Source organism: Planktothrix agardhii, assembly GCF_904830935.1.
Taxonomy (GTDB): Bacteria; Cyanobacteriota; Cyanobacteriia; order Cyanobacteriales; family Microcoleaceae; genus Planktothrix; species Planktothrix agardhii.
The window spans coordinates 630,428-643,109 of record NZ_LR882952.1 but is presented as its reverse complement, the minus strand read 5'-3'; the positions used below and the strand labels follow the sequence as shown (position 1 = coordinate 643,109).

Sequence of the window (12,682 nt, the reverse complement as noted above, 5' to 3'; positions counted from 1 at the left end):
TAAATCAATATAAAATCAATTCCGAGTTATCTGAACATTATACATGATGACTGATGACTGTTTCGGTTCTTAATTCTCGTAACATTTTGCTAGTTCCAGCATCAATCGCTTTTTGCACCAATTGTGGAATAAGTTCCGTTAGGGATAACTCAGGAAAGGTAGGACTATCAAAAGTTTCAGTGTAACCTTGATCAGAAAGTAAGTAAATTTTTAACTGTTGATTTCGATAAATCCAAACTTCAGGAACTCCGATGGCTTCGTAGACATCTAAAGTCGTTTTAGAGGTAACATCCGCTTCTATTGCTAAGTCTGGGGGTGGATACTGTTTTAAATCTAAGTTGGTACAACCTTGCACCCGTTGGGCATTTTCGATATAAAAGCAAGTATCGGGTTCTATTCCGCCAATCGGTGGACGTTTGAGGGTCGTTGAACCAAAATCCTCCCAGTCGCGCCCTTGAATATCTAAAATCGTTTTAAGGATATCGGCGATAATCCGATGGGGACGTTCATGCAGTGCCAAAGGGGACATAATTTCTAGGGTTCCTCGGTCGTAGGTAACGCGACTGTTGCGTTTTTCTCCTAAGTCAATCAAAATCTCCTCGAAATCTTGCCAAGACAGGTTAGAAATAGTAATCTGGCTGCCCGGAGTGAGTTTAATCGCTTGAATAGGAAAAGTTACACTCATGTTTTTGCCTTGTGTTAATTCGCTGTTTCCTTAATATTAATCCTCAAAACCTATCCCACTTCTCATCTGAGGATATTATTTTTGTTTAGCATTGGCTTTTTTCTTAGCATCTTTAGCTGCTTTTTTAGCTGCTTTCTCCGCTTCTAATTTTGCTAACTGTGCTTGTTCCTTCTCCTCCGCTAGTTTATCCAGATAATAATGATAATCCCCTAAATAAACCCGAAACTCTCCGTCACGAATTTCGACAATTTTATTGGCAACTTTAGAAATAAAATACCGATCATGGGAAACAATTAAAACCGTTCCATCGTAATGTTGAATTGCTTCCTCTAACATTTCTTTGGCGGGAATATCTAAATGGTTTGTAGGTTCATCTAAAATTAAGCAATTCACAGGTTGGAGTAATAATTTTGCTAAGGCTAAACGAGCTTTTTCCCCTCCACTTAACGCATTAACCTGTTTTAAAACCGTATCTCCACTAAATAAAAACCGTCCCAATAAAGTCCGAACTTCTTCATTTTTCCATTCAGGAACTTCATCATGGATAGTATCCATAACGGTTTTTTCTAAATCTAATGCCTCGGCTTGATTTTGTTCAAAATATCCTGGAATAACGTTATGTTCTCCTAAACCAACCTTGCCCTCCGTTGCTTCTTCTAAACCCATAATTAAACGCAGTAGGGTAGATTTTCCGCAACCATTCGGCCCTAAAAAGGCAATGCGATCGCCCCTTTCTACTAATAAATCTGTCCCTAAAAACAAAACTTTGTTATCATAAAAATGGGTTAAATCTTGAATATTGACAACTTCTCGACCACTTCTTACCGAAGCCGGAAATCGAAATTTTAGGGTCCCAGAAGAAGAACTGGGGGCCTCAATTCGTTCTATTTTATCCAGTTGTTTTTCCCGACTTTTGGCCTGGGTACTGCGGGTGGCACTAGCCCGGAATCGTTCTACAAAAGCCTGTTGTTTTTCTAACTCTTTTTGCTGGCGGTCATAGGCACTTAATTGAGCTAATTCCGCTTCTTCTTTTTGTTGTAAATAAGCCGAATAATTCCCTAAATAGGTTTTAGAAACCCCCTGTTCTGTTTCCACAATTTGGGTACAAAGACGATCTAAAAATTCTCGGTCATGGGAAACAATTACCATCGGAGTTGTTAACCCTTTAAGATAAACTTCTAACCACTCAATGGTTTCTAAATCTAAATGGTTAGTCGGTTCATCTAATAATAATAAATCCGGTTCTTGGAGTAAAATCTTTCCTAAACTCATACGCATTTGCCAACCGCCACTAAAAGCACTAACTAAGCGATCGCCATCTTCCGACTCAAACCCCATTTCCGGTAATATTTTCTCAATTTGAGACTCTAAAGTATACCCGCCAATCGCTTCAAAATCTCGATGTAAACGATCTAATTTTTTAATTAATTGATCTAACTCCTCTGGACTGGCGGTTTGCATTTCATGTTGTACCTCGGTCAAGGATTCTTGAATTTGATTAGCGGCTTTAAATACCGTCCAAAATTCTTCCCGCACCGTATGGGTGGGGTTGACTTCAAATTCTTGGGTTAAATAGGCAATTTTCAAACTTGCTGGACGAATAATTTCCCCCGAAGTCGGCTCCATTTCTCCCGCAATAATTTTTAATTGCGTTGATTTTCCCGCCCCATTTACCCCGACTAAACCAACGCGATCGCCCGGCTTAACTTCCCAATTCACATCTTTCAGAACTAAACCTGTAGAATAAATTTTACTAATATGTTCAAGTCGTAACATTGAGAATCTCCTTAACTATAATAAAAGAAAGAACACGGATTAAACTGATTAAGATGATTACACGGATTACGCTTCTTGCTTGGCTCTTAATATTTAATTGAGCGCAGCAAGGAACCTAATCTGTGAAATCCCTGAAATCCGTTTAATCCGTGTTCTGCTTTGCTGCTTTATAGGTTTCTACCGCCTTTTGAATAATAGCTTTAAAAGCTTCAGGATCCCAGGGTTTGGTAATACACTTAAAGATATTAGTTGATGCCATGTTTCCAGAATCTAAATCCAAAGCATCTTCAGAATAACCCGTGAGCAGAATTCTAATGGTATCAGGGAAAAGCTGGGTAACTTGGGTGAAAAACTCAATCCCAGTCATTTCGGGCATACTTTGGTCAGAAATGATTACCGCCATTTCCCCTTCGGTGTCGAGAATATTCATCGCCCCCGAAGGACTATCGGCTCTAAATACCTGAAATTCCCGCCGGAATGTCCGATAGAGCAGATCGAGATTATCTGGCTCATCATCAACCACCATGAGTTTCAGTTTGCTTTCAGGCATACTTTTATCTCTAAAACTTATTTATAAAAAAGGCGAGACTCCAAAGAGTTCTCGCACTTTCCGCATCCAGGGCTAACCTAATGGGCGCTCTCGGTGATCACACTCATCAAAGCCAAAACCCCTTGAATTACACTGAAACTGGACTAGATGTGGAATTTGCTAATTCAGCCAATCTTTCCTCTTGATCCTTAACAATACAGGCACTGAGTACACTTTCCAAACTTCCTTCTAAAATCGTAGCTAGAGTGAAGTTTTCACCTAAGCGGTGATCCGTAACTCGACTATCTTTATAGTTATAAGTCCGAATTTTTTCAGAACGTGACCCGGTTCCCACCTGGGAACGTCGCATAGAAGTTACGGCTTCCTGTTGTTCCCGCAGTTTTGCTTCGTACAACTTGGCCCGTAAAATCTGCATCGCCCGTTCTCGGTTTTTTAGCTGACTCCGTTCTTCGGTACAGAAAATCCGAATCCCCGAAGGTTTATGGAACAGGTCAACAGCCGTTTCCACCTTGTTAACATTTTGGCCACCAGCACCCCCGGAACGAGCCGTGGTCATCTCAATATCCTTGGGGTCAATAGCGATTTCCACTTCATCGACCTCGGGCATAATTGCCACCGTTGCCGTAGAAGTATGAACCCGACCACCCGCCTCCGTTACCGGAACACGCTGAACCCGATGAACTCCCGCCTCAAATTTGAGTTTGCTGTAAACGCTATTCCCTTGAATTTCTAAAATAGCCTCCTTAAAGCCCCCCATATCGGCGACGGACTCACTGACCATACTTACCCGCCAGCCCTGACTTTCGGCATATCGGGTATACATTCGGACTAAATCCCCCGCCCAAATACTGGCTTCTTCCCCTCCGGTTCCCGCCCGAATTTCCAACATGATATTTTTATCATCATTAGGATCACGGGGCAGTAACAGGACTTTCAGAAGAATTTCAAGACGACTAATTTTAGCTTCCAACTCCGCCACTTCTAAAGCAGCCATTTCCCGCATTTCCAGGTCATCCCCGGCTTCTTTCATGACTTGACGAGAGCCAAGCAGTTCTTCTTGAGCCGTTTTCCAGTCCTGATAAGCTAAAACAATTTCTTCCATTGAGGAGCGAGCCATTGCCACCCGTTGAAATTCATCCGGGTCAGTAGCTACATCAGGGTCAGCTAAACGGAGGGTTAACTCATTAAAGGTTTGTTCAATCGATTTGAGTTTATCGACAAGATAAGCATCAGCCATAATCTCAGTTGTCCTTTGTCGGTTCGGTAAAGACGCGCTAATGGCACGTCCATACTCAGAAATTCAAGATTTAGATTCCCTAAATCTGATTCAGGGCATAGGCACGGGGTGAATTCGAGATGAAATCAACCCTATTAGCCCTGGATTTAAAACGGTCAGTTGTCTGTTATATAGCAACCGCCAAGGCAGTTAAGACACCAGACAGATCTTGGAACCCAGACGGTAAAGTGTTTTCCCCCGGTGTTCCGGTGTTCCGGTGTTCCGGTGTTCCCTGCTATAAACACTACATACAACTAACCACAGACAAACGACAACCTTGCTATTTTTCCGACTGCTTATCGTCGATCATCCCGTATTTCCGCAGAAAGCGCTCAACTCGTCCTTCTGTGTCCAGAATTTTTTGATTTCCGGTGTAGAAAGGATGATTTCCTGACCACACATCAACATTAAGTCGAGGCTGTGTAGAACCAACGGTAGTGACTAATTCACCGTTACAATAGACTTCGGCCTCTGGATACCATTCAGGGTGAATACCAGGTTTAGGCATGGTTTTGACGTTCTAAATTTTACGAGTTGTCAACTAACAATTTTAACACCGGATCATTCCCCCGGGAGACACCGAAACGGTAAGTAAACCCATGGGGTTTTTAACGTTTGGAGTATTGAGGAGCCTTACGCGCTTTGCGTAAACCATATTTTTTCCGCTCCGTAGCCCGGGGGTCACGGGTTAAGTACCCTTCGGTTTTTAGGGGTTTGCGGTTATCGGGGTTGAGTTCACACAAAGCACGGGCCACACCCAAACGGATAGACTCCGCTTGACCAGTCAAACCACCACCACTGGCATTGACCAAAATATCATAGTCATTTTCTAGGCCCAGGGTTTCTAAGGGAGACTTAGCCGCGGATAGATAGCCCTGGTTGTATTGCAGGTACAAATCCCCATCTTTACCATTAATGGTTAATTTACCCGTACCCGGAACCAGTCGAACCCGGGCTACAGAAGATTTACGACGGCCAGTTCCCCAGTAAACGGCACGACCAGTATCAGTTGCTTGCATTAATTACCTCCTGTTGGAATAGTATTGATGATTAAGGTTTCAGGTTTTTGAGCTTCATGGGGATGATCAGGCCCCGCATAGACTTTGAGTTTAGTAAACAGGTTACGTCCTAAAGCATTTTTGGGTAACATCCCCTTAATCGCCTGCTCAATAATTCTTTCTGGAATACGGGCTTGCAATTTTTCAAAGGTTTCAATTTTCATCCCACCGGGTCTACCGGAGTGACGACGATACAGTTTTTGACTGCGTTTTTTACCCGTGACTTCAATTTTTTCCGCATTGACAATAATTACAAAGTCCCCCGTGTCGATATGAGGGGTGTAAATGGGTTTATTTTTGCCCCGAATAATTCGGGCAACTTCGGTGGCTAAACGACCCAAACGTTGGTCAGCAGCATCGATTACATACCATTTGGGTTCTAGGGAAGCTTCCGAAGGCAGGAAGGTTTTTGTGCTCATTCTTGATTGTCCTTAAATTTAAGAATAAATGGAGTGTTGGCTTTTGAGGGGTTAAACCTTACTCGGTTTACCATCAACCAACGACAAGTTTAGGAAAGGTGTCAAACCAAATATCAGGCTCAAAGGGAAACTCTGGATAACCGACTCGCAATAAGCAAAGTCCTTGGGCGGGCGCTGCATATTTAACAAGTTCTCGGCGTTCTTGAGTCCAGATATCTCGAAATTCCTCTAGGGATCGTTCCCCATTTCCCACCTGTACCAGTAACCCGACTAACAACCTCATCATTCCGTATAGAAATCCACTGGCTTGTACTTCAATATGGATGAAGGGATTTTGGCGTTGACAACTGACGAACTGCACGTCTACCCAAGCATGGGGGCGAGAGGTTCCACTCCTTTGAAACGCCGATAAGTGGTTATATCCCACTAACTGTTCCAGGGCGGCTTGGATTAACTGTTCATCTAAAGGATGATGATAGTAATGCCAACTGAAAGGACGGACAAATAGGTTGGGTCGAGCATCTGTATAGAGGGTGTACCGATATCGACGCCATTTTGCCGAAAACCTAGCGTGCCAGGAGCTAGGAACGGAGGCAGATGCCCGAATCAACACATCCTCCGATAAACGATTATTGAGAATTGTCGCCCAACGATAGTCAGGAATATAGCTGGGGGCATTAAAATGAGCCACCTGTGCCGCTGCGTGAACTCCAGTATCGGTGCGACCTGCCGCGTGGAGTGTAACCGGAGCTTGAGTTACCGTTGCGATCGCGGTTTCAATTTCCTGCTGCACTGTCCGTTGATTGGGTTGTCGCTGCCAACCTTGAAAGTGAGTCCCCTGATACTGAATCACTAAGGCAATACGCTGTTGATCTATCACACAAATCAGTTATCAGTTATCAGTCACCAGTTATTATTTATCAGTTATCAGTTATTAGTTATCCAGCAAGGATTCAAAGATAGCTTATTAACTATTAACTCTCACACTGATAACCGTTTACTGTTAACTGTTAACTGATTACACCAATTCAATAATAGCCATTTCTGCATTATCTCCTCGACGGCTCACAGTTCTGATAATCCGGGTGTAACCCCCATTGCGAGAGCCATACCGTGATGGAGCCGCATCAAATAACGAATGAACCAGTTGTTTGTCATAGATATACCCCATGGCTTGGCGACGGGCCGCTAAGGAGCCGTCTTTAGCTAGGGTAATCATTTTTTCTGCTTCTGATTGTACCGCTTTGGCTCTAACTTTAGTGGTTGTGATTCGGCCATGGCGAATCAGTTCTGTAGCCAGCGATCGCAGCAATGCTTTTCGCTGATCAGCAGGTTTGCCCAATTGGGGAACACGACAACGATGACGCATAATTACCTTCAGATAGAAAATGATGGAGTGGTTTAATCAGTGATCAGTTATTAGTAAACAGTGATCAGTGCAAGAGTTAGTAGTAAACAGTTATCAGCTTAAGAATTAAGAGTTAATGAACTATCTTTAAATTCTTACCTGATAACTGATGACTAACTACTAACTACTGATTTAGGTGCCCTTTCTTGAGGCAGTGTAATCCCTAAGCGTTTTTGTAACGCCTCGATTACCTCCTCCGCAGACTTCTGACCGAAGTTTTTAATTTCTAATAGGTCTTCTTGAGTATAATCCCGTAAGTCTGCGACCGAGTTGATTTGAGCGCGTTTGAGACAGTTATAAGCCCGAACTGATAACTGTAGTTCTTCAATCGGGATTTGACTGGTCGGATCAACATCATCATTCTGGTCACTTTTGATTGATTCCAAGGTGATGTCTTTCAACGGAGTGAACAAGTCCACCAGTTTGGTCGCGGATTGGCTGATGGCTTCTTGGGGGGTTAAACTCCCATTTGTCCAAATCTCAATGATCAGGCGGTCTTTTTCTACAGTTCCACCCACCCGTGCATCCTCGACGGTGTAATTCACTTTCCGTACAGGCATGAACACAGCATCAATTTGGAGAAAATCTACAGCCAGTGCCTCGTCCCGATTACGCTCAACGGCGTGATACCCAGTACCCTTATCAACTTGGATTTCCATTTCCAAGGTTGATCCTGGGGATAGGGTAGCGATATATTGGTTTTTGTCTACAACCTCAACTTCTGAAGGCAACTTAAAATGACCCGCCGTTACCGTCGCTGGGCCTTGAACTTCTAAGCGACCGATTTGTTTTTGGTGGGTATAGCTCTTGAGTACAACTTCTTTCAGGTTCAGCAAAATCTCTAAAACATCTTCCCGAACCCCTTGAATTGTTGCAAACTCATGATTAACATTGGCAAACCGTGCCGATGTAATCGCCGTTCCTTCTAAGTTCGATAGTAAAACCCGTCTTAGAGCATTACCAACCGTTGTCCCTTGGCCCCGTTCTAACGGTTCTAAGACAAATTTACCGTACTGACTCCGGTCTGTATCAGTGTTCGATTCAATACACTCAATCTTAAACTGCGCCACCGATGGACCTCCCTTCTCCATTGAACCCCAAAATGAATTGACAGTATAAGGCAAAGAATGAAACTAAACTTGAGTATCCATTCTTCCTAAATAAAGACGCTAACCTTCACGTTCGTAACGAAAAGTGAAAGCTGTCGTCAAACGCGACGTCGTTTGGGAGGACGGCAACCATTATGGGGAATCGGAGTAATATCTCGAATCAAGGTAATTTCTAAACCAGCCCCTTGCAAGGCTCTAATTGCGGTTTCTCTACCTGCACCCGGCCCACTAACCATCACTTCAACCTGACGCATTCCTTGATCATTGGCTCGGCGTCCAGCGTTTTCCGCGGCGGTTTGAGCAGCAAAAGGAGTCCCTTTTTTTGCCCCTTTAAACCCCGTAGACCCCGCAGAAGCCCAAGAAATGACTTCCCCATTCGGATCAGTAATCGTTACAATCGTGTTGTTGAAGGTGGATTGAATGTAGGCTAACCCATTCGGGACGTTACGTTTTTGCTTTTTAGGCCCTGTTTTTTTCGTTTGTCGCGCCATAGTAATCTCGTTTACGATTTTCTTTGCGGTGAGTTGAGGAAACCTGCTCGGGTTTAACCAGCAGTTCTTGTAAGTTGAAACGCCTAGCTTAACTATTTCTTAGCTGCCGCTTTTTTCTTACCAGCAACGGTACGGCGAACACCCCGACGGGTTCTAGCGTTCGTCCGGGTGCGTTGACCCCGCACAGGCAGACCTAAACGATGACGACGGCCCCGATAGGTGCCAATATCCATGAGGCGCTTGATGTTCATCGCCTCCATCCGTCGCAGATCTCCCTCTACCTGATACAGTTGGATGGCCGCCCGTAGGGCTGCAATATCAGCATCATTTAGATCCTTAATCCGGGTATCAGGATTAACACCCGTATCTTTAAGAATTTGTTGAGACCGCGAAAGTCCAATTCCAAAAATGTAAGTCAGACCGATTTCAACACGCTTATCTCGTGGAAGGTCTACTCCGGCTATCCGTGCCACAATGAACGTCTCCCTTTAAAATGTAACTAACGACAATGCCTAAATCATGCAGTAAAATGATAGGCAATTAATGGATTCCCAATTTGCTGAATGGCCCGGGGCTACGCACGCAGGTTGAAGCTACTGTACTGATTTCAACTGCACATTCTTTCCTTTGATCCGGGAAAAAATAGGATTGTAGCTACTCTTTAAGACTTCACAATGGTTGAGGCTTGTCCAAGTAAGGGCTTGAATCACAGAATTCTAATAGGTCTAGTCTGTTTTTCTGTGTTTCAGCAAGACTCATAATCCGTCCTTAATGGACGACCTAGGGTGTTAACCTTGGCGCTGCTTATGCTTGGGATTAGAACAAATCACCATTACCCGTCCGCGACGGCGGATAACACGACACTTTTCACAAATTTTGCGGACTGATGCTCGAACTTTCATGCCAATTAGAGCGACGCTACAACAAATTTATTATTATATCACTGAAAGCTGATTTTTATCTAGTCTAACCCTTAACCTTTGGGATAAAGGGTAAGATTTCCATCTATTTTTTGCGTAGACGATAGGTGATTCTGCCTTTTGTCAAGTCATAGGGGGTTAATTCCACTTTGACTCGATCTCCAGGTAAAATTTTAATGTAGTTCCTTCGGATTTTTCCCGATATGTGGGCTAAGACATTAAATCCATTATCTAGGTCTACGCGAAACATAGCATTTGGAAGGGATTCAGTGACTGTCCCTTCCATTTCAATCAGATCCTGTTTAGCCAAGTTGTTTTTCCCTCAATTCAACAATCCATCCCGCCGATCAACAAATGGCCGAGATTTGCTCATCCGATGACATTCAGAAATCCGAGTTTAAACGTATTTCTTAACATATTTTATCAAAAATTGGAGCTCAATCTCTGTTTTTTGTCAATCTCTTAGCCTTAATTTCCATTAAAACCCCGGGTAAAGCCGTAAAGGGGTTCCAACTTGACCGACCCAGAATTTTTACTAAGCAGAAACAACCTGTTTCAACTCTTGAGTAATCTCATCCATGGAACGGTTCCCATTGATAGAATCGAGTTGATTTCGCTGACCGTAATAATCAATTAAGGGAGCCGTTTGTTCCCGATACACTTGTAAACGGTGACGAATAATTCCCTCGTTATCATCCTGACGCCCTCTGGCCAACAATCGCTGTACCAGAATCTCATCAGGAACATCAAGGTTAATCACCTTGAGTTCTCCCTCGCTATTTTTAGCTTCGCTGTCTCCCTTGAGTACAAGGTCGGCGATAAAATCAGCTTGAGAAATATTCCGAGGAAACCCATCCAAAATCCAACCGTTCTGAGCATCGGACTCCTCAAGACGATGTTTTACCATATCTAAAATCAGTTGATCTGGGACTAATTCGCCTTGAGCCATATAGTCCTTAGCTTTTTGACCCAGATCAGTTTCTTCACCGACATGGGTGCGTAAAATCTCACCCGTCGAGATATGAGGAACCCCAAAGCTTGCAGCTATGACAGCCGCTTGAGTCCCTTTGCCTGCCCCTGGAGGGCCGAGAAAAATCAAACGCACTATCGTTTCACCATCCCTTCATATCGTTGAGAAATCACATAGGTTTGCACCTGTTTCGCCGTATCAATGGCTACACCCACCAAAATCAAGAGAGATGTCGCACCAAAGCCCCGAAAAGTAGGAACCCTTGTGGCGCTCTCAACGATAGTGGGGATAATGGCAACTAAACCTAAAAAGATCGCTCCCAAAAACGTCAATCGATTTAAAACTCGCTCAATATACTCACTGGTTGTGCGACCCGGACGAATCCCCGGAACACTAGCCCCCATTTTCTTCAGGTTCTGTGCCATATCCACAGGATTCATAATTAATGAAGCGTAGAAATAGCTAAAGAACACAATCAGTACCAAATAGAAAGCCGCATACAGCCAGGGAGTTGACCCACTAGGAGTTAGAGCCGTTGCTATTTGAACCAGAATCGGATTGTTAGTAAATTGAGAGATGGAAGCAGGCAAAACTAAAACCGCCGAGGCAAAAATAATCGGCATCACACCCCCTTGATTTAATCGCAGAGGCAAATAGCTCGTTTTTTCTCGGTACAATTTTCGGCCAACTTGCCGACGGGCGGAAACAATCGGAATTCGACGAGTTCCCTCCTGAACAAAAACAATCCCAACGATCATCGCCAGGAAAATAATTAACAGAAGAATCACCCGACCGACAATCGCTTGATCCCCACTTTGGGCTAATTCTAGGGTCTGACCCAAAGAAGTTGGTAAAACTGCTACGATACCCAAAAAAATCAGTAAAGAAGCACCGTTACCAATCCCGCGTTCAGTAATGAGTTCCGAGAGCCACATCACAAACATTGATCCGGCTACAAGGGCTAGAACCACTTGAACTTGGAATAGGGGGCCAGGGTTATTGGCAAAGGGATTAATCCAAATGGAGATCCCCACACTTTGTAACACAGCCCACCCTAAAGCCACGTAGCGAGTAATTTGGGAAATCTTCCGGCGTCCGGCTTCTCCCTCATTTTTCTGTAAGTCTTCCAGACTGGGCAAAGCCGTCGTCATCAATTGCATGATGATGGAGGCATTAATATAGGGCAAAATCCCCAGGGCAAAAATTCCCAGAGCCGAAAGTCCACCCCCAGAAAATAAATCGAGGAATCCAATCACCGGGTTATTTTGAATAGCTGCTCTGAAACTAGCCGTATCAATACCGGGAATCGGTAGGAATACACCCACACGCACCAGGAGCAGTAAACCAATGGTGATTAGGATTCGACCTCTTAGACCAGCAGCTTGGGCCATCTGCAAGAAAGTTTCCTGTGCAGTTGGCGCTTTGTCTCGACTAACGACCATGAAGGACTACCTCAATCAGTTATCAGTAATCAGTTATCAGTCATCAGTTAAGAGTTAAGAGTTAATAATTAATAGTTGTTGGCTATTAACTATTAGACCGATAACTGTTTACTGTTGACTGATAACTGACAAGTCCCACCGGCGGCTTCAATTTTGGTACGGGCACCTTGAGTAAATGCAGCCGCATCTATCCGAAGGGCAACATTCAGTTCTCCGTTCCCTAAAATTTTCAGAGGGCCACGACTCGCGGTTAGGAGTCCCGCTTCTAGCAGAGAAGCTAGGGTGACTTCTGTATTCGCCGACAGGGATGACAATTCACCTACATTAATCGTAGTGTACTGTTTTCGATTAACTTGAGGAAATCCCTTGAGTTTGGGGAGGCGTCGATACAGAGGGTTTTGACCGCCTTCAAAACCAGGGCGGGTGCTGTGACCAGAACGGGAATTTTGTCCCCGCATCCCTTTACCACAGCTTGCACCTTGACCAGCAGAGATCCCACGACCTAGGCGACGTCCGCGTTTGCGAGAGCCTGGTTTGGGTATAGCATCGTTGAGTCTCATGATTGCTTATACTTGAAC

General features: G+C 44.1%; 17 protein-coding genes. All 17 read right to left on the bottom strand.

The window, feature by feature from the left end:
* Window positions 1–37 precede the first annotated feature (37 nt).
* Window positions 38–685: a Uma2 family endonuclease gene (locus NMG88_RS02945; protein ID WP_227350040.1), complete on the bottom strand. Its 648-nt coding sequence runs from the start codon at window positions 683–685 to the stop codon at window positions 38–40.
* Window positions 686–760: 75 nt separating this feature from the next.
* Window positions 761–2,461, bottom strand: a complete 1,701-nt coding sequence (locus NMG88_RS02940) for an ABC-F family ATP-binding cassette domain-containing protein (protein ID WP_042151692.1) — start codon at window positions 2,459–2,461, stop codon at window positions 761–763.
* A gap of 142 nt (window positions 2,462–2,603) precedes the next feature.
* Entirely contained in the window at window positions 2,604–3,011 is a 408-nt protein-coding gene (locus NMG88_RS02935; protein ID WP_026793867.1) for a response regulator, read from the bottom strand.
* A 127-nt stretch (window positions 3,012–3,138) separates the two neighbouring features.
* Window positions 3,139–4,248 carry a peptide chain release factor 1 gene (gene prfA / locus NMG88_RS02930; RefSeq protein ID WP_042151688.1) on the bottom strand — a complete coding sequence of 370 codons (1,110 nt, stop codon included), beginning with the start codon at window positions 4,246–4,248 and terminating at the stop codon, window positions 3,139–3,141.
* A 319-nt stretch (window positions 4,249–4,567) separates the two neighbouring features.
* A complete protein-coding gene (gene rpmE, locus NMG88_RS02925) occupies window positions 4,568–4,795 on the bottom strand; it encodes a 50S ribosomal protein L31 (RefSeq protein WP_026786878.1) in 228 nt (75 codons plus the stop codon).
* Between the two features lie 100 nt (window positions 4,796–4,895).
* Complete coding sequence (gene rpsI / locus NMG88_RS02920) at window positions 4,896–5,306, bottom strand: 30S ribosomal protein S9 (protein ID WP_042151685.1); 411 nt, start codon at window positions 5,304–5,306, stop codon at window positions 4,896–4,898.
* Window positions 5,306–5,764: a 50S ribosomal protein L13 gene (gene rplM / locus NMG88_RS02915; protein WP_026786880.1), complete on the bottom strand. Its 459-nt coding sequence runs from the start codon at window positions 5,762–5,764 to the stop codon at window positions 5,306–5,308. The genes rpsI and rplM overlap by 1 nt, the downstream gene beginning before the upstream one ends.
* 73 nt (window positions 5,765–5,837) lie before the next feature.
* Entirely contained in the window at window positions 5,838–6,644 is an 807-nt protein-coding gene (gene truA, locus NMG88_RS02910) for a tRNA pseudouridine(38-40) synthase TruA (RefSeq protein ID WP_042151682.1), read from the bottom strand.
* A gap of 138 nt (window positions 6,645–6,782) precedes the next feature.
* Window positions 6,783–7,133 carry a 50S ribosomal protein L17 gene (rplQ, locus tag NMG88_RS02905; RefSeq protein WP_026786882.1) on the bottom strand — a complete coding sequence of 117 codons (351 nt, stop codon included), beginning with the start codon at window positions 7,131–7,133 and terminating at the stop codon, window positions 6,783–6,785.
* A gap of 152 nt (window positions 7,134–7,285) precedes the next feature.
* Window positions 7,286–8,242, bottom strand: coding sequence for a DNA-directed RNA polymerase subunit alpha (locus NMG88_RS02900; RefSeq protein WP_193372730.1), 957 nt, complete (start codon window positions 8,240–8,242; stop codon window positions 7,286–7,288).
* 137 nt (window positions 8,243–8,379) lie between these two features.
* On the bottom strand, window positions 8,380–8,772 hold the full coding sequence (gene rpsK / locus NMG88_RS02895; RefSeq protein WP_026786884.1) for a 30S ribosomal protein S11: 393 nt from the start codon (window positions 8,770–8,772) through the stop codon (window positions 8,380–8,382).
* A gap of 92 nt (window positions 8,773–8,864) precedes the next feature.
* Window positions 8,865–9,245, bottom strand: a complete 381-nt coding sequence (gene rpsM, locus NMG88_RS02890) for a 30S ribosomal protein S13 (protein ID WP_026797656.1) — start codon at window positions 9,243–9,245, stop codon at window positions 8,865–8,867.
* A gap of 315 nt (window positions 9,246–9,560) precedes the next feature.
* Window positions 9,561–9,674, bottom strand: coding sequence for a 50S ribosomal protein L36 (rpmJ, locus tag NMG88_RS02885; RefSeq protein WP_071782548.1), 114 nt, complete (start codon window positions 9,672–9,674; stop codon window positions 9,561–9,563).
* Window positions 9,675–9,777: 103 nt separating this feature from the next.
* Window positions 9,778–10,002, bottom strand: a complete 225-nt coding sequence (gene infA, locus NMG88_RS02880) for a translation initiation factor IF-1 (protein ID WP_008191178.1) — start codon at window positions 10,000–10,002, stop codon at window positions 9,778–9,780.
* Window positions 10,003–10,227: 225 nt separating this feature from the next.
* Window positions 10,228–10,800 carry an adenylate kinase gene (locus NMG88_RS02875; RefSeq protein ID WP_026797655.1) on the bottom strand — a complete coding sequence of 191 codons (573 nt, stop codon included), beginning with the start codon at window positions 10,798–10,800 and terminating at the stop codon, window positions 10,228–10,230.
* Complete coding sequence (secY, locus tag NMG88_RS02870; RefSeq protein ID WP_026797654.1) at window positions 10,797–12,104, bottom strand: preprotein translocase subunit SecY; 1,308 nt, start codon at window positions 12,102–12,104, stop codon at window positions 10,797–10,799. Before secY ends, NMG88_RS02875 begins: the two co-directional genes overlap by 4 nt.
* A gap of 92 nt (window positions 12,105–12,196) precedes the next feature.
* Window positions 12,197–12,664, bottom strand: a complete 468-nt coding sequence (gene rplO, locus NMG88_RS02865) for a 50S ribosomal protein L15 (protein WP_026793863.1) — start codon at window positions 12,662–12,664, stop codon at window positions 12,197–12,199.
* Window positions 12,665–12,682: the final 18 nt, after the last annotated feature.

Bases quoted from the DNA above. Each gene is read 5' to 3' on its own strand.
- NMG88_RS02945 (WP_227350040.1), bottom strand. From the start codon at position 685: ATGAGTGTAACTTTTCCTATTCAAGCGATTAAACTCACTCCGGGCAGC.
- NMG88_RS02940 (WP_042151692.1), bottom strand. From the start codon at position 2,461: ATGTTACGACTTGAACATATTAGTAAAATTTATTCTACAGGTTTAGTT.
- NMG88_RS02935 (WP_026793867.1), bottom strand. From the start codon at position 3,011: ATGCCTGAAAGCAAACTGAAACTCATGGTGGTTGATGATGAGCCAGAT.
- prfA (WP_042151688.1), bottom strand. From the start codon at position 4,248: ATGGCTGATGCTTATCTTGTCGATAAACTCAAATCGATTGAACAAACC.
- rpmE (WP_026786878.1), bottom strand. From the start codon at position 4,795: ATGCCTAAACCTGGTATTCACCCTGAATGGTATCCAGAGGCCGAAGTC.
- rpsI (WP_042151685.1), bottom strand. From the start codon at position 5,306: ATGCAAGCAACTGATACTGGTCGTGCCGTTTACTGGGGAACTGGCCGT.
- rplM (WP_026786880.1), bottom strand. From the start codon at position 5,764: ATGAGCACAAAAACCTTCCTGCCTTCGGAAGCTTCCCTAGAACCCAAA.
- rplQ (WP_026786882.1), bottom strand. From the start codon at position 7,133: ATGCGTCATCGTTGTCGTGTTCCCCAATTGGGCAAACCTGCTGATCAG.
- rpsK (WP_026786884.1), bottom strand. From the start codon at position 8,772: ATGGCGCGACAAACGAAAAAAACAGGGCCTAAAAAGCAAAAACGTAAC.
- rpmJ (WP_071782548.1), bottom strand. From the start codon at position 9,674: ATGAAAGTTCGAGCATCAGTCCGCAAAATTTGTGAAAAGTGTCGTGTT.
- secY (WP_026797654.1), bottom strand. From the start codon at position 12,104: ATGGTCGTTAGTCGAGACAAAGCGCCAACTGCACAGGAAACTTTCTTG.
- rplO (WP_026793863.1), bottom strand. From the start codon at position 12,664: ATGAGACTCAACGATGCTATACCCAAACCAGGCTCTCGCAAACGCGGA.